This window comes from Geodermatophilus sp. CPCC 205761, assembly GCF_051383655.1.
GTDB lineage: Bacteria > Actinomycetota > Actinomycetes > Mycobacteriales > Geodermatophilaceae > Geodermatophilus.
Genome location: NZ_JALPKQ010000003.1, coordinates 84,059 through 104,733, shown reverse-complemented (window position 1 = coordinate 104,733; position 20,675 = coordinate 84,059). Strand labels below are relative to the sequence as shown.

Below are 20,675 nucleotides of genomic sequence, written 5' to 3'. Positions count from 1 at the left end.
CACCGTCGTCTCGGCCACCGTCACCTCGGCCTCCTGTCCGTCTCGTGGGAGTTCCCGCCTGCGAGGGAAGCACGGTCGCCCCGGTGATCAGCCGGCGCATGGGGTCGGTGGGCCCTCCGCGGCGTCGAGGATCTCGGTGACCACGGCGGTCTTGGCGTCGGCGTAGTCCTGCACGTGCCGCCAGGTCCGCTGCGCGAGTTCGCGCTTGACGTGGGCGTAGCGCTCCCGCGCCGCGTCGTCGTCGCGCAGCCGATCGCGGAAGCGCAGCATCCGCTCCACCTCGGCCGCGCCCGAGCTGAAGACGTGCAGGTTGATGGCGGTGTCCGGCCCCCTGAACAGGCGGTGCTCGAACCACTCGGGCTCCCGGATCCGCAGGACGTAGCCGGCCGCCTGCAGATGTGGCACGTAGCGCGGCTCGTCAGCCGAATCCGACACGACCAGCAGGATGTCGATGATGGGCTTGGCCACCAGACCGGGGACCGACGTCGACCCGACGTGCTCGACGAGCAGCGCCGCGTCGCCGAGCGCGGAGCGGAGGCGGTCGGCCTCGCGACGGAACAACCGAGGCCAGTCGGGGTCGTACGCCGCGAGGGCGATCGGAGCGTTGTGCGGTTCCCGCGTCCCGACCGTGACCGCCTGGAGTTCCTCGTCGCGGCGCTGCCCGTCGGTGCTGTCCGTGTGCGAGCCCATGTCGCGCGGCCCCTCTCGACAAGCAGCCGCCCACCGTAACGCCGAGCGCGCCGTGCCTGCTCCCGGCCGCAGCTCGACCGGATCGCGGGAACGTGCGGCGACCGTGGGCTGGACAGATGCTCTCTGGATGGAGCCAGCGCCGCAGGCGGCGCCCGAGGTCGTGGGACTGCCTCCCGATGACGCCGCGCGCGTCTGCCTCGCGCTGAGCCTCGACGTCAGCATCGACAACCAGTGGCAGGTGGACTGGTGGGGATGGGAGTCGCCCACGGCGCGGGTCGTCGAGCAGTGGCCCCATCCAGGCAGTCCCACGACCGCGGTCCGGGTCCGGGTCGGGTTCGGCGGCGGGGCGGACGGCGCCGGCGTGCGGGAGCCGCGGCGGCCCTCGCCGCCCGTGCGGTCACGCGGCGCCGAACCGGACGACCACGGGGACGCCGACACCTGAACTGGAGACGTCCTCAGCGGGTCTGCGGTGCATGGATGGATGTCGGGTCCTGGCACCGGCGCCGGGCGGTCGACTGTTCGGGGGGGCTCTCGGCCGTCGGGGCGCACACGAGGGGCAGGTGGCGGTGGCGTTCCCCGCGGGATCGCCGTTCAGCCGGACACCTCGACCACGTTCCCCCGGGATCGTCCCGTCACCCTCACGTCCACCACGAGTGGGTGACGCCGCGGCTCCGGCGAGGAGCGTGGCGTTGACGCCAACCGGTCCGGGGGATCCACCGCCGACGACACGGACCCGCATGGCGCAGCGTGGCGTCAATCGTCGCGCCGGGCGCCGCGATCGGGTGTGCTCATGTCCCCTGTCCGGGGCGTGCCATCGGCGAGCCCGTAGCGCAGGTACACGGTGCCCTTCGGACCGGCTACGGGCGGTTCGAGGAGCGTGACGGTCGTGGGCACCGCGCCACCGTCGAACACCTTCTTCCCGACGCCGAGCACGACCGGGTGCACCCATAGGTCGAGACGGTCGAAGAGCTTCTCGCGCAGGAGGGTCTGCACCAGGTTCAGGCTCCCGACGACCTTCACGTGCTCGTGCCGGTCACGGATCTCGCGCACGGCGCCGATCAGATCCGGGCCGAGCTGCGTGGCACCGGCCCACGAGAGGTCGGGCGTGCCGCGGGAGGCCACGTACTTCGGGACGCTGTTGAAGAGCGTTGCGATCTCGTTGTCCTGGCCGCCCTCCTGGTACGGCCAGTAGGCGGCGAAGATGTCGTACGTGCGGCGGCCGAGCAGGAGGGCGTCCGTGCCCTGGTACGCGGCACCGACCTGCGCCCCGGCGACCTCGTCCAGCAGGGGCGCCTGCCAGCCGCCGAACGGGAACCCCTCCGGGTCCTCGTCGGGGCTGCCGGGCGACTGCCCGACGAGGTCGAGGGTCGCGAACAGCTCGATGTGGATGAGGCCCATGTCCTGCTCCCGATGAGGAGTCGTCTCGGTCGGGAGGTAGACCTGTGCGCGCCGCCAGACTCAGCGCTGCGCCGGCGCCCCACGCCGCCCTCACGCCGAGCGGCTGCCCCATGGCGGCCGCGTCTCTCGCGGGATCCCGCCACGTCCCTGGACACACCGTCTCGGGGGGGTCTGCGCGGACGGTCTACCGGGCAGTCGTCGTTGCGCCGCCCATCGCGCCGGCCAGGGCCACTCCCGCGACGAGCGGCGCCACACCGAGGAAGCCGACGACGTCCAGGAGGCCTGCGATGACGGCGAGCGAGACCCCGTCGGACCGGCCGGCAGTGCCCACGACAGCGCGAACAGCGGCAGGGGGACCACACCGGTGCCCAGCGCTGCGGCCCGCCCGCTCGGCGTCCGCGACCACCCAACAGCCAGCCGGCAAGGCAGGCCGGGGTGAACGTGAACAGTCAGTGGCAGATCGGGATGATGGCGCCGAAGTCGCGGTTCGACAGCGCCGCCGCGCGTAGAGGGCGTTCCACACCAGCGCCGCGGCGGCGACCACGACGAGAGCCGGCCACGTCCAGAAGACCGGGTTCCGAGACTCCAGACCCGTCTCCCGCCGCAGCAGGACCACGGCGGTTGCGGAACCGATCAGGGCCGGGGAGAGCAGGAATGCCACAGCGGCCCGGGCACGTCGGCCACCAGCCACGTGGACGACGGCACCCACGCCGACCGCGGCGGGCCCGCACGAGCCGGCTCCGGCGGCGGTGTCGGTGCGGCGGGGTACACGCCCAGCACTGTGTCCGTGCGACATCGCGGCGTCGAGGTCAGGTCCCCGAACAGGTGACCGGTGCTCGAGCGGCCCGATCCCTGTGAGCAGTGTCAGCCTGACGTTGGCGCGAGAGGCGGACGCCTGCCGCGAGGGGAGGAAGTGGTCGGCGATGATCACGGACCCGACGCTCATCCGGATCGGGCAGGTGGTGCAACTCAGCCACTCGGGCGAGCGCGAGGCCGCTCGCCACCAGTTCGCAGAGATCTGGGAGGAGATCGGCGGCGAGCGGGGGGACCCGCTGCACCGGTGCACGCTCGCCCACGCAATGGCCGATGTGCAGGACGACGTGCGCGACGAGCTGGTCTGGGACCGACGAGCCCTGGCTGCTGCCGACCTGATCACGGACGCGCGGGTGGTGCAGGCCGGCGTGACGCTTCCGGTAGCCGGCCTGTACCCGTCGTTGCACCTGAACCTGTGCGAGTGCTACCGAAAGCTGGGCGATCTCGTCCGTGCTCGCGAGCACCTCCAGCAGGCGCAGGCGACGATCGGCGTGCTCGGCGACGACGAGTACGGGCGCTTGATCAGGGACGGCCTGGAGCAGGTGGCCGAGCGGCTGCACTGAGGCGTCCTCGGCGCCGTGATCACCGAGCTCCACTGCGACGGTCAGAGCTCAGCGCTGGGACCGATCCGCCGGCTCGAGGGCATCCAGCACCTGTCCCCCTTGTCGGCCTGCTGCTGTTCGACCTCGGTCTCTCGCAGAACCCCGTCAGCGATCTGACGCCCCTGGCGGAGACGACCACCCTCACCAGCCGCGGTGTCGCCGCCGCACAGATCACCGACGACGGGCCGCTGGCGGGGCCGCCCGATCTCGACACGCTGCGGCTGGCGCAGAACGCGATCGTCGACCCCACGCCGCTCGGGACCATCCCGACGCTGCTGATCCTCGACGCTGTCGGCAATCAGATCGCCGACGTGCGCGGGCCGGCCGATGCGCCACTTCTCCAGGAGCTCCAGCTGGGGGCCAGCCCCCTGAACGACGTGACCGGCATCGAGTTGTTGCGTCGCCGGCGTGCACGTCAACCGCGTCGCCTGAACCCACCCGTCGGTGGGCCGTGCGAAGCCCTCCGGGTGCCGGCTGCGTTCCCGCATCGACGTGGACCCGGGCGCTCGCTACGCAGCGCGAGCAGAAGCTTGCGGAATGGCAACACGCGCTCGACGCCCGAGCGTTGGGGGAGCGCTCGGTGTTCGGGCGGTAGACGCCTGCCGGTGACCTGAGGACCCTCCCACTTCGGCGGCGGACGGTCCGCCGCCAGCTGCCCCGGCGGCGCCGGGCCGAGCCGGAACTCGAGAATGCGATCTGAGGTCTGGCGTACGCCTCCGGGGATGACATTCGTCGCCGCACATCTGCGATGCCTTGGCTGTCCCGCGACGGTGGAGAGGCCGCCCCATGCAGAGCTCGGAGCCCGCGCCCCCGCGACGATTGGGCTGGTCGGACGTGCCGGCGCACGTGCGCCGAGCGATCACGGACACGGTCGGAGCGCCGGTCGTGTCGATCCAGGCGCCCTCGGGCGGCTTCACTCCTGGCGTTGCGGCCCGTCTGCTCCTCGCCGATGGCCGCCGCTGTTTCGTGAAGGCAGCCAGCGCTGCGTACGGGGACTGGGTGCCGACCGCCTACCGCCATGAGGCGACGGTCAATGCGCACCTGCCGCCAGCGGTCCCCGCGCCGAGGATGTGGTCCCACATCGACGACGGGGACTGGGTCTGCCTCATCTTCGACGACGTGGCCGGTCGCTTTCCGTCGTTGTCCTGGGACGGTGAGGACCTGATCCGGGTACTGGACTCGATAGAGCGAAGCGTTCAGGCCCTGACGCCAAGCCCGATGAAGGACGCCGCCACCGTCCGTGATGCCTTCTCGGCAGTCCTCGGTGGCGCCTGGGAGCAGATCGAGGACGGGTCGGCGCTGGCCGACGCCGATCCTTGGGCCGCCGAGCACCTCTCAACACTGGCGTCGCTGGAGTCGCACTGGGCGGACGGCGTCGGCGGGGTCACGCTGTTACACCTGGACCTGCGTCGGGACAACATCCTGCTGACGCCGACCGAGGTCGTGTTCGTCGACTGGGCGTGGCCGGCCGTGGGGGCTCCCTGGCTGGACCTGGCGTGTTTCCTGCCCACCGTGGGCGCGCAGATGGTCCGATTCGACGCGAACGCCGTCTTCCTGTCCCGCGAGGTCGGTCGGACAGCACCGCCGGGAGCGGTCGACGCCTTCCTGGTGGCCCTCGCCGGCTACTGGCGGAGCAACTCGCTCAGGCCGGCTCCCTACTATGCGCCGTCGCTCCGGATGGAGCAGCGGTTGGCGGCTGACGGCGCCATGCGCTGGCTGCGGACGAGGCTTGGCGGATAGAGGGCGGAGCGTGTGGGCTGCCGTGTCGCGCGCCGCTCCGAGTTCCTCGTCCGCCCGGCCGAGGAGGTCCAGCGGCGAGTCGAGGTTCTGCGGGGGGTGGTTCACCAGGGTGTCCCGGCGTAGGAGCCCCTCGACGTCCACCAGCACGGGGCGAGCCGGGGCGGCCCCGCACAGCGGTGAACGGCACACCCACGTCTGGACGTCACCGCATCACGGCTGCCGACCAGCTGTGGTTCCTCAAGCCCGCTTCGACTGCTGCCAGGCCGCCGCGTTCCGTGCGGTGATCTGGACGGGGAGGTGCCACGCCGTGCACTCGGGGCAGGCGGCCATCCAGACGCGGGTGTGGCGGTAACAGGCTCGGTTGCGTGCCATGACGCGCTCGTCTCCCGGAGAGTGACGGCTGATGGGGGACCTGCGCCTGGAGGTCCCACCCAGCAGAACCCAGGGGGCCGGGCCTGATACCCGCATCCGTCCGTCCACGGCGGCCGGTGTCACGGCCGACACCGCCGGGTCCGGTCGGCGACCTGCCCCTCTGGTCGGGACCGGTGCGGTGGGACGGCGATGGGCGTGCGTCAGCCCGAACTCGTCCGGGGATCGATCGTCCTGTGCGGTTCCTGACCTGGTGCCCGCCGCGCCGGCACGCACTCACGCAGGCTGACGTCGCTCCGGCCGCGTGGCCGGTATCCCTGGGCGGGCCGAGGGCTCCGTTGGAGGACGGATCGGACCGCTGGGGGGATCGGCGGTCCTGGCGATGCGGTGTCGCAGGGTGCCGGATGCGGCATCGGGCCACGCCGCGGGGCGCAGGGAGGTCACGTGAGGTGACACCGCGGGCTGGCCGAGGACGACGTGTTGCTGGAGCAGCTGCGCGGCGCTCGGCGCGGCCGGTTCGCCGCGTTCGTCTCTGTGCCGGCACCGTCGGTCGTCGTCGGGCCGTCGTCGATCTGGACCTCGCGACCGCCGATCTCGAGGCGCACGTATTCCGGAGAGCGTTGGAACATCCTCTTGGGAAAGGCCCCATCGAGCAGGGAGCGGCAGCTCTGGCGATCCCGGTGTCGGTGGGTGCACCATGCAGCATCGGACGTCGACCCGAAGAAGGGAGGCCACCACAGTGACACCGCAGAACTCCGACGAGGACGACCTGCTGCTCGCGCAGCTGCGCACGGCCGTCCGGCAAGCAGGGACACCGACTCCCACGATGGTGGCCGCGGGTCAGGCTGCATTCTCGTGGCGAACGGTCGACGCTGAACTCGCCGCGCTCAGCCACGATTCGCTCGCGGATGAATCGGCACTCGTCCGGAGCAGCGCCGCACCACGCTCTCTCGTCTTCGAGGGTAGGGAACTGTCCGTAGAGCTCGACGAGACCGACGACGGTCTCGTCGGTCAGCTCGTCCCGCCCACCTCCGGAGAGGCGGCCCTCCTGGGGCCGGACGGGGAACTCGGGCAGGCGGAGATCGACGAGCTGGGCTGCTTCTGTTTCGAGACTTCGTCCGTGGGACTGGTCCGGCTGCGCTGCCGGACCTCGTCAGGGGTGCTCATGACGGACTGGTTCCGCCTCTGACGGGTGGACCGCACGACCGAACCCCGATTGGTCACCCCCTGGTCGCGATCCCCTGAGCAGGGCGAGCGACCCCGGGCGACGGGACCGCGGTCCCTGCCTCCGTCGGCTGGACGGCGAGTGCGGCTCAGCGGAGCTGGAGGAACGGGGGACGAACGCCCGGCTGCCCGTCCTCGAGTTCGTCGAGGATCGCCCGCCACGCCTGTTGTGCGGACGATCGGCCCGGCACCGTCCTGCGCGCGATCTCTCCGCTCACCAGTGCTGCGGAGAACGAGCTGCCGCTCCACTCGGCATACCCCTTGAACTCTTTGGGCCGAGGCTCTCCTGGTGTGTACGTCACGTTCACCTGCCCGTCGAGGTAGGTGCTGGAAACGTCCACTCCGTTCGAGAGCACGTCGATCCACGGGACATCGTCCGGAGTGAAGGCCGCGCGGATCCCGTCGTCCCTGGCCGCTCCCACCGCGACGACGTCATCCAGGGCGGCCGGCCATGACGGCTTACGCCGGTCGCCGATCGTGATGGCGGGGTGTTCGGCGTCCCCGGCCTCCCTCGTCGGGACGTCGCCGTGGTTGCCGGCGGCGGCCACGACGACGATCTCGGGATCCAAGCGGTCGATCGCCGTGGCGAGTACGAGCGGCGGCTGCCCGTCCTCGGTGAAACAGCCGAGTGACAGGTTGAGCACGTCCAACCCGGTGCGTCCGAGTTCGACGATCTTTCTCGCCACGTCCCAGGACGTAGCGGTGCCGCCGTCGTCCGACAGGACCTTGCGGAACTCGATCACGCAGCCAGGCGCCCTCTGCATGGCCAGCCCGGCCACGAAGGTGCCGTGTCCGGCCAGGGCCGGGTATCCGCCGTCTGGCTGTGGCCCGAGGAAGTCCTCGGCCGGCCCGACCAGACCCCCCGCGAGCCATGGATGGAGGAAGACCGACGTGTCCACCACACCGATCCGCACGCCTGGACCTGGCTCTGTCGGGCGGACCTCTGGCCTGGGCCGCCAGTCGGAGTCCGCGAGCGACGGCTCGGTCTCGGCGTGGGAGATGTTGCCGCCACCCTCCACATTCCCGACCAGCCGGTTCTTGCCGAGCGTCGGTGTCCATCTCTCGTACTTGGCGGCGAAGTGCGTGCGCAATGCCCACAGAAATCGGTCCATCCCAGGCGTCAGCGACTCCACGTACGCATCGACGCCGGCGTTTCCTGCAGCCTTCTCCACGAGAGCTCTCACCGCAGCGTCCGCTTTGGCCTCCCGTTTGAGTTCCGCCACGGCGATGGCCGCTGCCTTCTCGTCGTCGAAAAGGGGGATCAGACCCAGGCCGAGGTCCTGGCTCTCGTAGCGGCTCTTGTTCTCAGCGGTCGGAGCCTCGAAGCCGACGTCCCACGCGCGCAGGACTCGCAGCACCTCTCCACGGTGTTCCAGGACGACGACGAGTTCAGACCTGTAGACGGCGTACCGGTCGCTCCAGCGCGGATCCGCGGCCATTGGTCCCCCCTGCCGATGGGACTGTTGCTGGGTCGGGAAAGTGTCGCGGTCGACGGGTACGAACGAACACCCGTGACACGCCATGACCCGTTGACTCGCCCCTCGCCGCGGGCGCACCGTCATGGGGTGAGTTCCGTGCGTGACGTCCGCACGACCCCTCGGACCGGCGTCGACACGGACCTGGAGGCGTCTGCGGTCAAGGCGCTGCAGTTGTCCCGGCTGCGGCCGACCGAGGCACGAGCGATCGGCGCCGCCATCCTGGAACCGGCCCGGCGCAGCGGTGCCTGGCAGGTCGTCAGCATGGCCGAGCGGGCGCTGGGCGTCGCCGCGATGAATCTCGGCCAGATCGAGGCGGCCCTGACCCATCTGCGGGCTTCCGTGGCGGCCGGACGGCGTGCCCGGTCCCGGCACCGGGTGGCTCAGGCGCGGATGAGCCTGGCCGCGGCCCTGGTCGTGCGTGGGCAGTCCGGTCAGGCCTTGCGCGAGATGGAGGCGGTGCTCCCGGATCTCGAGGGCGTCGAGGCGGCCCGGGCCCGCGTCCAGCGGGCGGCCATCCTGCAGGAGCTCGGTCGCGACGACGCCGCCCTGGATGAGGTGCGCCGTGCCCTGCCGGTGCTCCGGCAGGCCGGCGACGCCGAGTGGGCCGCCCGCGCGCTGTCGAACCGCAGTCTGATCCAGACCTCGCGACGTGCCTTCGCCGCTGCCGAGGCGGACCTGGTGGACGCACTCCGGCTCTGCGTCGAGCACGACCTGGACCTCCTGGGCGCCTTCGCCGAGCAGAACCTGGGCTGTGTGAAGGCGAAGCGCGGCGACGTGCCGGCGTCGCTGCGGCACTTCGACGCTGCCGACGAGCGTTACCGCCGGTTCGGGCTCGTCGAGGCGTCATTGCTCGTCGACCGGGCGGAGGTGCTGCTGTCGGTGCGGCTGCTCGACGAGGCGCGGACGATCGCCGAGGCCGCGGTCGCCGCGTACCGGAACCAACAGCGTGAGGTCCGCCTGCCCGAAGCGCAGTTGCTCCTGTCGACCGTCGCGCTCGTGCAGGGGGATGCCGCCACGGCCTGTGACAGCGCGACTGCGGCGATCCAGGGTCTGCACCGGCTGGGGCGGACCAACCTCCTGGCACTCGCTCGGTTCGCTCGGCTACAGGCCCAGGTGGCCGCCGATCCCACCGGCACCAGTGCGGAGCGGGCCGCACGCGTGGCCGAGGCCCTGGAGGCGGCCAAGTGGAAGGTCCCGGCGCTGGAGGCGCGGGTCCTGGCCGGCCGGATCGCGCTGGACCAGGGCCGGCGGAGCGCGGCCCGGCGCCACCTGTCGATGGCCAGCCGTGCCCGGCACTCCGGCCCGGCCGACGCACGTGTCCGCGCCTGGTTGGCCGAGGCGCTGCTCCGCCGCGCGGACGGACGCAAGGCCGCCGCGCTGTCGGCGCTGCGGGCGGGGCTGCGCATCGTCGAGGACTACCAGGCCACCCTGGGGGCCACCGAGCTGCGCGCACACGTCAGCCTGCAGCGGGGATCGCTCGCCCGGTTGGGACTGCGGATGGCGATCGAGGACCAGGATCCGCGGCGGGTGATCTGGTGGGCTGAACGAGCGCGAGCCAGTGCCCTGCGGCTCCGCCCCGCCCAGCCACCCGAGCACCCGGAACTCGCCGGCAACCTGGCGGACCTCCGGTCGACCATGGCCGAGATCGAGGAGGCCCGCGGGGCCGGCCGTGCCGACGATGCGCTGGTCGCCCACCAGGTCCTCCTGGAGCGACGCATCCGCGACTGCTGCCGGACGCTCCAGGCCGGTGAGAGCGCCGAGCGCCGGCCGCTCCGGCACTCCGTGGCGGATCTCACCGGCCCCCTCGGCGACGCCGCCCTCGTGGAGTACGTCGAGCTGGAGGGTGATCTGCATGCCGTGACCGTCGCCGGGGGGCGCGCCCGGCTGCACTTCCTCGGCCGGGCCCAGACGGTGCGACAGGTGCTGACGCACGTGCCCTTTGCGCTGCACCGCCTGGTCAAGCCCCGGGCCGCTTCGACCGGTCGGGAGGCCGCGGCCACGGCCGTGCTCCAGCGTGCGGCCACGGCATTCGACGACCTGCTGCTGCGGCCGCTGCGACACGAGGTGGGGGATCGCCCGCTCGTCGTGGTTCCGACCGGAGCGTTGCAGTCACTGCCGTGGTCGGTGCTGGCGTCCTGCCATGGCCGGCCGGTGAGCGTCAACCCGTCGGCGACGATGTGGCACCAGGCGGTCAGCCGCCCCCGGCCTCCCGACGACGCTCCGGTCGTGGTCGTGGCCGGTCCCGGACTGCCGGGCGCGACGATCGAGGCCTCGACGATCGCCGCGCTGTACCCCGGGTCCGTCCTGCTGTCCGAAGAGGTGGCGACCGCCCCCACGTTGCTGGCGCGTATGAACGGAGCGGCCGTCCTGCACCTGGCCGCGCACGGCAACGTGCGCTCGGACAACCCGCTGTTCTCGTCGCTGACGCTGGCGGACGGTCCGTTGACCGTGTACGAGCTGGAGCGCCTGGCCCAGGCACCGCACCACGTGGTGCTGGCCGCCTGTGACACCGGTCGGCCGCACATCGTCGCCGGTGAGGAACTCCTCGGCTTCGGCGCCGCCCTGCTCGGCGGCGGTACCGCGACGCTGGTCGCGCCGGTCGTGCCGGTCCCCGATGCCGCGACGGTGTCGTTGATGCGGTCGTACCACGAGAAGTTGCGGGCCGGTCACCCGCCGTCCGAGGCGCTGGCGGCCGCCCAGGCGGGGTTCGACGCCGAGGACTCCGCCGGCTGGGCTGCGGCCGCTGCGTTCGTGTGTCTCGGGGCCGGGTGAGGCGGCCGGTCCCGGCACCCGTGGACTCAGGCGTTCAGCAGCGCCTGCACCGCCTGGTAGGTACGGATCCGGGCCAGCGCGCGGGCCCGGGTGGGGCCGATGCTGCCGATGGGGATGCCCAGGCGGCGGCTGATCTCCTCGTACGACAGCGGCGGGTCCTCGATCAGCAGCAGGAGGAGAGCCCGCTGCCGTCCGGGCAGCTCGGCCAGGGCCATGAGGAGGGCCTCGTGCCGTTCGCTCTCCAGCAGGTTCGCCTCGACGGCAGGTGTACCGGTTCCCTCCGGCCACGCCTCCTCCCCGAGATCGGCAGGCACGACGTACCGGCGTCCTCTCAGCACGTGCAGACACTCGTTGCGCGCGGTGGTGACGATCCAGCCGGGCAGCGCCTCGGGTTGCCGGATGAGACGCAGGTTCTCGACCAGCCTCAACCACACCGTCTGGACGACGTCCTCAGCGTCGCTGCCCTGTAGGCGGTAGCGGCGGACGACCGAGAGCACCAGGAGCGAATACCGGTCGACGAGCGCGTTCCAGGATGCAGTGTCACCGTCGATGGCGGCCGCAACCAGCGAGGCGACGGGATTGTCTTCGTTGTCGTGATCCAACGGTCCACCCCCTCTCGACCGGGGCTGTGACAGTTCGGGCCAGCCTAGTGGCACGGATGCTGGGTTCGACGGTCGTGGCGACTCCGTTCGCACCGGGGTCGCCGGTCTCGAGAACGGCCATCGGCGATCGGGAGCGACACGCGGTTTGCTCGCCCGTGCCGCCGGAGTCGATTCGGTTCTGCCGGACGGGCCTACGGCACGTTCGCCGGGGTCATCCGTCCCTGACAGCAGCGCGAGCCGGGCGTCCGCGGCCGGCCCTCCGACACCCGAACGGCACCGGACGCCGTCGGGCGGCAGAACTCATCGAGGTCCCGCTCCAGGTCCGCTTGGAGACTTCTCACCAGTGCGGACCGTTCGGCCTTCGCCCGTGCCAATTCAGATTCGATGTCCGCGACGACATCGGCGAGCACGTGGAGGTACTCGCTCTTCTCCTCCGCATTCAGGTCGTCGAACGGGGTGGACTGCAGGGACAGCGCTTCGTTCATGAGAGTCCTCGATTCGATCGCGGACGACGGTGTGGACCGTCTTCCTGCTGCCTGGGGAGCCTGGACGCCGTGCGGGGGCGTACCCGTGCCCGCCCACCTGCCCGGGACGAGTGCGCCCCGGTGCTCTAGAGGAGGCCGCGTCCCCCTGGCAGATACGCCGGAACCGCCGGAGGGCGACCGGCCGTGCCACCTCTCCCCGTGCACGGCGGCCGGGGCCGGTCCGTTCGGCGAAGGTGCCCGAGCTCCCGACAGGACGGAGGGCTATCGAGCCCTTCCGCCGGTCCAGAGCACACGACGTATCTGGGATCCCGACCACGGCTCAGATCCGTGAGGCGGCCGACCACGAGGCCGTGCCGCCCGGCCCCGGCAGTCGATCCACCAGGAGTTCGCCGTGCCGTCACGAGCCCGTCACGCGCTCATCGTCCCGCGTCGCCGGCCGCGCACCCGCGTCCTGCTGGTCGCCGTCACCGTCGCCGTCGCTGCGCTGGGCGGTGGGGGAGCGATTGCTCAGACGGCCCGCACGCCGGCCGGTTGCGACGACGCGCGCCCACCCCTGGACGTGGTTGCGTCGCCGGACATCGCGCCCGTCATCCTGGCGGTGGCCGAGTCCGTCGATGACCTCAGGGACTCGAACGGGTGCATCCGAGCGCGTGTGCGGGCCGAGGAGGATCCCGACGTCCTGAGTGCGCTGGTCCAGGAAGGGGCGAAGCCCCCCGACGTCTGGATCCCGACGTCCTCCCTGTGGGTGGAACGCGCCGCCGCGAGTCACCTCCTCGAGCCTGCACAGCACCCCAGCATCGCGTCCAGTCCGCTGGTCCTGGCGGTGTCGTCGTCTCTCCACGACGCGCTGGCCGGTGCCGACGGCCCGCTCGGTTGGGACGCCCTGGTCAGCGCCGCATCAGGTCGCCAGGTGGTGCTGGACGTCTCGCAGGGGCCGACAGCTCCCGCCACGGTCGGGCTCCTCCTGGCGCTGAGAGCGACCGCCGACCGTGGGCCGGATGGCCGGGCGACGGTGACGGACCTCCTGCGGGGGCTGCGCACGAACGGGACGGCTACGGGAGGCGCGCCGGTCGGAGCGGACGTCGCCGTGCCCGTCAGCGAGCAGGCGGTGTGGGCCCAGCACGAGAAGGACGATCCCCGGCCGGGCGACGCTCGCCCGGGCCTCCCACCCGAGCCGGTCGCCGTCTACCCGTCTCCGGCGGCGACTCCGTTCGACCATCCCTTCGTCGACCTCACAGCCGGGGGGACGACCGCATCGGACGCCGGACGGCTGCTCGCCGCGCTGCAGGCTGTCGGCGGCCGGCATCGACTCCGCGAGGCCGGGTTCCGCGGGGCGGACGGCGTCGGCGGCGGCCTGACCGCTGACCACGGGATCGATGGTTCCCAGCCGGGCACGGTGGCCGTCCCGGACGTCGCGACGGCGGACGAGGCGGTGCGGGTGCTCGAGGTCCTGCGGCGGGACTCTCGTCTGCTCGCCGTCGTCGATGTCTCCGGGTCCATGGCCGCCGTCGTCCCGGAGGCGGGGGGAAGCACCCGGATCGAGCTCTCGATGCGCGCCGCGGCCGCGGGCCTCGCCCTGTTCCCCGACTCCAGCCAGATCGGGCTCTGGGCGTTCTCCGAGGACGTCAGCGCCATCTCCGACTACCGGGAGGTGCTCCCGATCACACCGCTCGCCGGTACCGAACCGAACGGGCGCGAGCTGCTCGCCCGGGCCCTGGGGGAGTTGGAGCCGGTCACGAACGGCGGCACCGGCCTGTACGACACCACGCTCGCTGCCGTGCGCGCGGTTCGCGCCGGTTGGGACCCCGGGCGGGTCAATGCGGTCGTGATCCTGACCGACGGGGAGGACACCGACGACGACGGCATCGGGCTGGATCAGCTGCTGGCCACACTCCGCGCCGAGCAGTCCGACGGACGGGCGGTGCCGGTGATGACGATCGCCTACGGGGCAGAGAGCGGGATCGACGCGCTCGCCGCCATCAGCCAGGCCACTGGTGGCGCCGCCTACCGGGCGACGAGCCCGGATGAGATCCGCCAGATCTTCCTCGACGCGGTCGGCCAGCGGGCCTGCCGGCCGAACTGCGTCCCCATGACCGACGGCTGAACCCGTCGAGGACGGTCGCGTCGCGCCCGTGCGCCGCGGTCGGTGTCTCGGGGACATCGACCGCGGCGCTGCAGGCCCGACGAGACACCGCGTGGATCGGAGAGCGGAGACCATGACGAGCCCCCCGGCACGCCGGGTCCGGGAGATCACCGACCACCGGCGGGCGGCCCCCGCCATGACATCGCCGCGCCGCATCGGGTCGCCTGATCCGGCGGCGGCAACCCCGACCGGACGGTCCGGCGTCTCGTCACCGGCCCCGGCCGACTGCAGCTCCGCCTCGGGTGGTGCGACGAGGCGCGCGGCATCGGGTCCGGGGGTGGTCACCGCGGAGATGGTTCGGAGCCGGCTGCAGGAACCCGCACGGGCCGCCGCGGTGGTGACTGCCGGCCGCGGCCCGCTGTGCCCCGAGGGGCAGCAGTACATCGCGCCCCCGCGAGCCCGGACGTCCGGCGCAGGCGTGCCGGAGACGCCGTACCGACCGGACGAGGAGGTCCGCTCATGAGCACACCGGCCAGGACCTGTGACGACGGCCAGGTCGCGTCCGGAGCGGTGGACGTCCTCGTCGTCGGAGCCGGCTTCGCCGGCATGTACGCCGTCCTCCAGGCGCGGCGGCACGGCTTCTCGGTGCTGGGCCTCGAGGCCGCGTCCGGAGTCGGCGGGGTCTGGTACTGGAACCGCTATCCGGGTGCCCGGTGCGACGTCGAGAGCATCGACTACTCGTACTCCTTCGACGAGGATCTCCAGCGGGACTGGACCTGGTCGGAGCGCTACGCCACCCAGCCGGAGATCCTCCGTTACGCGGAGCACGTCGCCGACCGCTACGACCTCCGCCGCGACTACCGCTTCGACCGCCGGGTGACGGCGGCGGCCTTCGACGGCACTGACGCCAACTGGACGGTGACGACTGAGACCGGCGAGTGTCACCGGGCGCGGTGGCTGGTCTTCGCCACGGGCAGCCTGTCGGCCCCCAACAGGCCGGATGTCCCGGGCCTCGACGACTTCGGCGGACTGCTCCTGCAGACGTCGCGGTGGCCGCACACGGAGGTGGACCTGACCGGCCGTCGGGTGGGCGTCATCGGCACCGGGTCGTCGGGCGTCCAGCTGATCCCGCTCGTCGCCGAGGTGGCCGCCCGGCTGACGGTGTTCCAGCGGACGGCGAACTACACCGTGCCGGTCCTCAACCGCCGGTTCGCGCCGCACGAGTGGAACGAGATCCAGCGTGCCTATCCGGAGCGTCGCCGGCGGTCCTGGGCCAGCCTCGCCGGGACACCTCACGTCGCCTACCACAAGCAGTATGCCGAGATCGACGAGGCCGAGCGCCTGGCCGCGTTCGAGGCCCGGTGGCGGGAGGGCGGCGTCCTCTTCGGGAAGACGTTCGACGGGCAGGCCGTCGACCCGGAGATCAACGAGGCCGCCCGGCGGTTCGCCGAACGCAAGGTCCGAGAGATCGTCCGAGACCCACAGACCGCCGAGGACCTGCTGCCGAGCGGTCACCCGGTGGGGGCCAAGCGCATCTGCACCGACAGTGGCTACCTCGAGACCTTCAACCGCGGCAACGTGGAACTGGTCAACCTGCGCCGCGATCCCATGGTGCGGATCACCGAGCGCGGCGTGGAAACCGCGCGTGCGTCACACGATCTCGACGTCCTCGTGCTGGCCACCGGCTTCGACGCCATGACCGGCGCACTGACCCGGATCGACGTCCGGGGACCGCGCGGCGACGTGCTGGCGCACACCTGGGCGCACGGCCCCCTCACCCATCTCGGGCTCGGGGTGCCGGGCTTCCCCAATCTGTTCGTGCTGACCGGCCCGGGCAGCCCGGCCGGCCTCTCCAATCTCCCTCTCGCCGCCGAGCAGCAGGTGAACTGGCTGATGGAACTCCTGGCGCACTGCGGGCAACGCGGGATCCGCACCGGTGGAGGCACGGGCGGACGCCGCGCAGGCGTGGACCCGGCGCGTCGACGAAGCGGCGCGCGCCACGCTGTTCCCCCGAGCCGACTCCTGGTACCTGGGCGCCAACGTCTCCAGTAAGCCGCGAGTGTTCATGCCCTACATCGGGGGCTTCAAGCCGTACGCGGACCGGTGTGACGACGACCGCGACGGCGGCTATGCGGGCTGGCACGTCGGCGACGTCACCACCGCGGACGCCGAGGATCTCGCCGGCCCACGCAGCGAGCCGCCGGCACCCGTACGGGGAGGACCGCGGACAGCGACCTAGACCGGACGCTGGCGTCCTGGACACGGGGTCCCCGCGCGTCTGGGAGATGACGCCCGAGGAGGCTCAAGGGGGGTGGCCGCCTGCCAGGTGTCCGGCGCCGCTCCCTTCACCGGCCCGCTGACGACGGCGCGTGCACGAACGGCACCCGTCCCGTCCGGCGGTGGGTGTCAGCGGCGGCCGCGACCAGCCGTCTCCCGGCGAGAGGGGCAGGGGAGTTCAGCATCGGTTGCTGTGAACCGGCTGAGCCCGGGCTCGGCGCCTGGCTCCCGTCAGGAACGAGGGGACGTCGCCAGGGATCCCGGGGAGGCGCCGACGGCGACGTGGTGGGGATCCGCACGATGCGGGACGGCGAACCGCGGACATCTCAGTGGTGCGACGGCCGATTCGCGCCGGCCCCGTCCTCATCGTCGGCCGTGACCCCACATCTCGAGGTAGACGTCGAGGACGAGGTCGATCCGCACGAGGCAATCGGCGACGGCGGCCCGGTTCTGCGGCGTGTCCTTCCGCTGTTGTCGGACCCGGGCCCGGGCGAGCTCCTGGCAGGCTCCGGCGAAGTCGATTCCCAGGTCGGTGCGGAGATCCTCGATGAGGGCGGTCATGACGGCTCCCGGGTGTCGATGAGGTGATCGGGGTCAGCAGAGCGACAGCGCATCGGCCCTCTCGGCGTCGCCTCGAGAGCGGGGCGGGGCTCCGGTCCCAGCCGCCGGACGCGGTCCCACATCCCCGCGACGGGGTACTCGCGGAGAGACGCAGCGGGGGCGACCCGGACGATCACCACTGCGCGACTTCTGCGGTCGCATCGGAGGGCACGGGATCGGGTGTGGGCGGAACTCCCCGTCGAGGGGACCGGCGGTGCCGCAGGCAGGTGCGCGGAGACAGGTTGGCGTATCCGGTGGGCAGCCTGGCGCACGTGCGGCCGCACTCCAGCGGAATGGAGTACGGATCCATCTGCCGAGCCATGTGGACGAAGCGAATGCCGTCGGCAGGATCGCAGGTGTTCACCGGTCTCTCCTGATGCCTCAGCCGTCGTAGGAGGTGCAGGGTGGGCGACACGGCGCCATGCACGCCGCCGGGTGGCGGAGCTCCGAGCGGTGGCCCCGAGGGGCGGCTGCTCCGAGTCAGGCGTCCGAGCGGATCTGCTTGACAGACGCCTCCCAGGGGTCCCCTGATACCGGCCTCGACGGCTCAGCCGATCCACCTCTGCACCCCTCGCGCAGAGAGCGACTCCGGCGACGCTCTGCCGTGTGCCGCTCCGGTGAGCGATTCCGTTCGATGGGGTCGCGAAGAGCCGGCCGACGTCAGCCCTGACCGCCAGTCGACCGTCCGGCCCTGCGTATCACGGACGGGTCGGCGCGCTCCAACCTGTACGACGGATGTGTGAAGCAGCCCGAACAAACCCCGAGGAGAACCTGACGTGAGCATCACGCCTCCTGACATCGAGGCCCAGACGTTCCCCATCGTGTTCCGCGGCTACAAGGTCGAGGCCGTCGACGCCTTTCTCGACCGGTTGCAGGCGGACCTCGCCGAGGTGCTCGCTGCCCGGGCGGGAGAGCCGACGACGACAGCCCCGGCGGCAGCTGCTGCCGATGAGGAACCGAGGCCGGGTGCGGCCGTGTCCACGCCGGGTGCCGACGAACGCGCCGGTGAGCCCGGTCTTGCCGCCCGCGCGCTGCGCACGCTGGCGCGAGCCGAGGAGATGGCAGAGCAGATCATGACCGATGCGGCTGCCGAGGCGGACGAGATCCGGGACCGGGCGCACCGGGAGCGTGAGGACATGATCGCGGCCGCGAAGGTCGAGAGCGGCCGGATCGAGGCCGAGATGGAACTGCGCCGGCAGCGCGAGCTGGCGCCCCTGGCGATGCAGGCGCAACAACTGCGGGCCGAGATCGACAGGCTCAGCCGTCTCGAGCGGCAGAGCCACGACGTCATGCAGGCGTTCCTGTCGGAGCAGCAGCGTCAGCTCGAGCAGCGCATTCCTGTGGCGTCGGCTGCGACGGCGGCCGAACCCGCCTCTGCCAACGTCGCCGTCCGGGCCGTCGCCTGACCTGCGGCGCCCACCACAGGAGCGCGTCGGCCGCCTCAGCGGATGGCGCCTGCGGCCACCGCCCCGCAGAAGCCGGTCCTGCAACGCCTCCCGTACACCCGACGCCCGGTGCCATCGACCTTCCAGGTCGGCGACCTGTCATCTCCCGGTGACGTGCGGGCACGAGGCCGTCCGGCGGACGTCTTCCGACACATCCGGCCTCCGCTGGGCCATGAGATCGCGGTTGAGTGGCGTGCGGACGCCGTTCCGCGACCGGCAACGGTCCCGGCGTGTCGGAGCGACGACCTCCGCCTCACCACAGCGTCGGCGATCGGCGAACCAGCGCCCTCACCCCTTCCAGCCGGAGAGACATGGACACCGACCTCTTCGCCCTCCTCTGCGACGCACTGGGCTACGACCCGGCCACGGTCCTGGTCATCCGCGTCCGTCGCGAGCAGGTCAGCGTCACGTACACCGACCCCTCGGGCATGCCCTGCGGTCGCGTCCATCAGTCCGATCGACCTGCCGGCGAGGCAGCCTGACCGGCGTCGCCGGAACCGGTGGAGGGCCGGCCGACCCCGGTCCGCGCCGTTCAGCCAGTACGCCGCCACGCGCAGCGTCGGCTCGTCGGAGCATGACGAGGGTGGTGGGGATGGCGGGAGGGCGCGTCACCAGCGCGGGATCCCTGCCGACGCCGTGGAACAGGCCGATCCCGTCCCGTCCACGTGACTGACGCGATCGCCGCCCACTGCGTCCTCGTCGACCGTGGGAGGCGTAGGGAGACGTCGCGGGACGGCGGGTTCGTCGTCCTCACCTGTCGGAGCCCCCGGTGCGGTCGTCTGGTCGGCAGCCGCCCGTCTGCCTCTCCGCGGCAGCACACAACGGCACGGCTCCCGTTCCGGGGCCGCTCCCGCTTGCTATCGCGTCCGCGCGGTCACCCGCTCGGATCGCGTCCGGATGTCCAGGGTGCTGCGGACCTCGGCCAGCGCGACCTCGAGCTCCTCCCGGGTGTCGGCGGCGAGCACGACGTGCCCGGCCCGTTGGGCGGACGAGCGGAGCGACCGGATGACATCTCCCTCGGCCACGATGAGGCCGGCGTGGACGACCGCTGGGTGTCCGAGGACCTCGTCCAGCCCGCGGATCCGTGTGACGACCCCCGGGGCGGCGACGGGGAGGTAGCTCGCCGCGTACCGCACGGGCCCCGACGGTGACGGCAGGGGCAACCCCATCGCGGCCCGAACGACGAGCTCGAACCAGTCCACGCCGTAGGTCAGCCCCAGCAGGTCCATGATGAAGTCGCCCGGAGTCCGGACCGCCACCTCCATGAGCGTGGGGCCTGCCGCCGCCAGCCGGAACTCCAGGTGGACGATCCCGGTGCTCATCCGCAGCGCCCGGAGGACGGCGGCGGCGAGCCCCTCGACCTCCGTCGCGACCGCGGGCGCCAGGCGGATGCCCGTCCGGTGGCTCACCTCGACGAAGTGCGGAGGGCCTGTGGTCTCCTTCGCGGTCGTGTTGGACAACCACACCTGACCGTCCCGGACCAGCGCCTCCCAGCTGTACTCGGGGCCGGCCACGGCGGCCTCGACCAGCAACCGCCCCTCCCCGGCACGCCGGCGCGCCACCTCGAGGTATCCGTCGACGTCCGTGACCAGTTCGACTCCGGAACTGCCCGAGGAGGACAGCGGCTTGACGACGACAGGCATCCTCGCGGCGGCCCAGTCGGCGGCCGCGCGCAGGTCGTCGGTGAGCAGGTGGTCCGGCTGGCGCACTCCGGCAGCGGCGAAGGTGCCGCGCTGCAGGGCCTTGTTCCTCGACAGGACGGCGGCGTGGATCCCCGGGCCGGGTAGCCGCTCGGACTCCTGCAGGAGTGCAGCGGCCATCACCTGGGGTTCGCTGAAGGCCACGACGCCGTCGGGTCGGCCGGCGGCGGCGGCGGCCGCCGCCGCCGCCACCCAGTGCTCGTCGAGATCGCCCTCGCACATCCGGACGTCGTCGACCTCGCCGGCCAGGGCGGATGCCCGGGCGACCGACTCGACCGCGCGTACCCGCAGCCCGAGACGGCGGGCAGCGGCCAGATAGGGCCGCCCCATCCGGCCCACTCCCACCAGCATCAGCTCATCCACGCCGCTCCACCTCCGCCTTCGCCTTCGCTGTCGT

19 protein-coding genes are annotated in these 20,675 nt (G+C 72.2%); 9 read left to right on the top strand and 10 right to left on the bottom strand.

Translation table 11 applies throughout. The annotated features are described in order from the left end of the window. Positions 1–87 precede the first annotated feature (87 nt). On the bottom strand, positions 88–690 hold the full coding sequence (locus tag MY526_RS02860) for a GrpB family protein (RefSeq protein ID WP_436693720.1): 603 nt from the start codon (positions 688–690) through the stop codon (positions 88–90). A 127-nt stretch (positions 691–817) separates the two neighbouring features. Between MY526_RS02860 and MY526_RS02855 the strand changes: the two genes are divergently transcribed. Continuing rightward, the gene (locus MY526_RS02855) at positions 818–1,132 is read left to right on the top strand and encodes a hypothetical protein (RefSeq protein ID WP_436693721.1); all 315 of its coding nucleotides are present in this window, start codon (positions 818–820) and stop codon (positions 1,130–1,132) included. A 311-nt stretch (positions 1,133–1,443) separates the two neighbouring features. Here the strand turns inward: MY526_RS02855 and MY526_RS02850 are convergent, their stop codons facing one another. After that, a complete protein-coding gene (locus MY526_RS02850) occupies positions 1,444–2,088 on the bottom strand; it encodes a dihydrofolate reductase family protein (protein WP_436693722.1) in 645 nt (214 codons plus the stop codon). 184 nt (positions 2,089–2,272) lie between these two features. Then, positions 2,273–2,419, bottom strand: coding sequence for a hypothetical protein (locus MY526_RS02845; RefSeq protein WP_436693723.1), 147 nt, complete (start codon positions 2,417–2,419; stop codon positions 2,273–2,275). Between the two features lie 592 nt (positions 2,420–3,011). Here MY526_RS02845 and MY526_RS02840 point away from each other — a divergent pair. Beyond that, positions 3,012–3,464: a hypothetical protein gene (locus MY526_RS02840; protein WP_436693724.1), complete on the top strand. Its 453-nt coding sequence runs from the start codon at positions 3,012–3,014 to the stop codon at positions 3,462–3,464. Positions 3,465–3,505: 41 nt separating this feature from the next. On the opposite strand, the gene MY526_RS02835 is transcribed toward MY526_RS02840, so the two are convergent. Further along, a complete protein-coding gene (locus MY526_RS02835) occupies positions 3,506–3,991 on the bottom strand; it encodes a hypothetical protein (protein ID WP_436703193.1) in 486 nt (161 codons plus the stop codon). Positions 3,992–4,289: 298 nt separating this feature from the next. On the opposite strand from MY526_RS02835, the gene MY526_RS02830 reads away from it, so the two are divergent. Next, complete coding sequence (locus tag MY526_RS02830; RefSeq protein WP_436703192.1) at positions 4,290–5,243, top strand: hypothetical protein; 954 nt, start codon at positions 4,290–4,292, stop codon at positions 5,241–5,243. A gap of 237 nt (positions 5,244–5,480) precedes the next feature. Here MY526_RS02830 and MY526_RS02825 read toward each other — a convergent pair whose 3' ends face one another. Next, the gene (locus MY526_RS02825) at positions 5,481–5,615 is read right to left on the bottom strand and encodes a hypothetical protein (RefSeq protein ID WP_436693727.1); all 135 of its coding nucleotides are present in this window, start codon (positions 5,613–5,615) and stop codon (positions 5,481–5,483) included. 736 nt (positions 5,616–6,351) lie between these two features. On the opposite strand from MY526_RS02825, the gene MY526_RS02820 reads away from it, so the two are divergent. Further along, entirely contained in the window at positions 6,352–6,801 is a 450-nt protein-coding gene (locus MY526_RS02820; RefSeq protein ID WP_436703191.1) for a hypothetical protein, read from the top strand. Positions 6,802–6,925: 124 nt separating this feature from the next. Here the strand turns inward: MY526_RS02820 and MY526_RS02815 are convergent, their stop codons facing one another. Beyond that, positions 6,926–8,275 (bottom strand): S8 family peptidase, encoded by a 1,350-nt coding sequence (locus tag MY526_RS02815; RefSeq protein ID WP_436703190.1) that lies wholly within the window; start codon positions 8,273–8,275, stop codon positions 6,926–6,928. A 126-nt stretch (positions 8,276–8,401) separates the two neighbouring features. Between MY526_RS02815 and MY526_RS02810 the strand changes: the two genes are divergently transcribed. Beyond that, positions 8,402–11,086 (top strand): CHAT domain-containing protein, encoded by a 2,685-nt coding sequence (locus tag MY526_RS02810; protein ID WP_436703189.1) that lies wholly within the window; start codon positions 8,402–8,404, stop codon positions 11,084–11,086. 26 nt (positions 11,087–11,112) lie between these two features. On the opposite strand, the gene MY526_RS02805 is transcribed toward MY526_RS02810, so the two are convergent. Next, positions 11,113–11,688: an RNA polymerase sigma factor gene (locus MY526_RS02805; RefSeq protein ID WP_436693731.1), complete on the bottom strand. Its 576-nt coding sequence runs from the start codon at positions 11,686–11,688 to the stop codon at positions 11,113–11,115. A 191-nt stretch (positions 11,689–11,879) separates the two neighbouring features. Then, positions 11,880–12,173: a hypothetical protein gene (locus MY526_RS02800; protein WP_436693732.1), complete on the bottom strand. Its 294-nt coding sequence runs from the start codon at positions 12,171–12,173 to the stop codon at positions 11,880–11,882. 391 nt (positions 12,174–12,564) lie between these two features. Between MY526_RS02800 and MY526_RS02795 the strand changes: the two genes are divergently transcribed. Both MY526_RS02795 and MY526_RS02790 read left to right on the top strand, forming a co-directional pair. Then, positions 12,565–14,277 carry a substrate-binding domain-containing protein gene (locus tag MY526_RS02795; protein WP_436703188.1) on the top strand — a complete coding sequence of 571 codons (1,713 nt, stop codon included), beginning with the start codon at positions 12,565–12,567 and terminating at the stop codon, positions 14,275–14,277. A 498-nt stretch (positions 14,278–14,775) separates the two neighbouring features. Continuing rightward, the gene (locus MY526_RS02790) at positions 14,776–16,308 is read left to right on the top strand and encodes a flavin-containing monooxygenase (RefSeq protein ID WP_436703187.1); all 1,533 of its coding nucleotides are present in this window, start codon (positions 14,776–14,778) and stop codon (positions 16,306–16,308) included. A gap of 588 nt (positions 16,309–16,896) precedes the next feature. On the opposite strand, the gene MY526_RS02785 is transcribed toward MY526_RS02790, so the two are convergent. Further along, on the bottom strand, positions 16,897–17,094 hold the full coding sequence (locus MY526_RS02785; RefSeq protein WP_436693734.1) for a hypothetical protein: 198 nt from the start codon (positions 17,092–17,094) through the stop codon (positions 16,897–16,899). A gap of 815 nt (positions 17,095–17,909) precedes the next feature. Here MY526_RS02785 and MY526_RS02780 point away from each other — a divergent pair. Both MY526_RS02780 and MY526_RS02775 read left to right on the top strand, forming a co-directional pair. Next, a complete protein-coding gene (locus MY526_RS02780; RefSeq protein WP_436703186.1) occupies positions 17,910–18,539 on the top strand; it encodes a DivIVA domain-containing protein in 630 nt (209 codons plus the stop codon). Positions 18,540–18,889: 350 nt separating this feature from the next. After that, entirely contained in the window at positions 18,890–19,060 is a 171-nt protein-coding gene (locus MY526_RS02775) for a hypothetical protein (protein WP_436703185.1), read from the top strand. A gap of 375 nt (positions 19,061–19,435) precedes the next feature. On the opposite strand, the gene MY526_RS02770 is transcribed toward MY526_RS02775, so the two are convergent. Further along, a complete protein-coding gene (locus tag MY526_RS02770; RefSeq protein WP_436703184.1) occupies positions 19,436–20,641 on the bottom strand; it encodes an ATP-grasp domain-containing protein in 1,206 nt (401 codons plus the stop codon). Between the last annotated feature and the right edge of the window lie 34 nt (positions 20,642–20,675).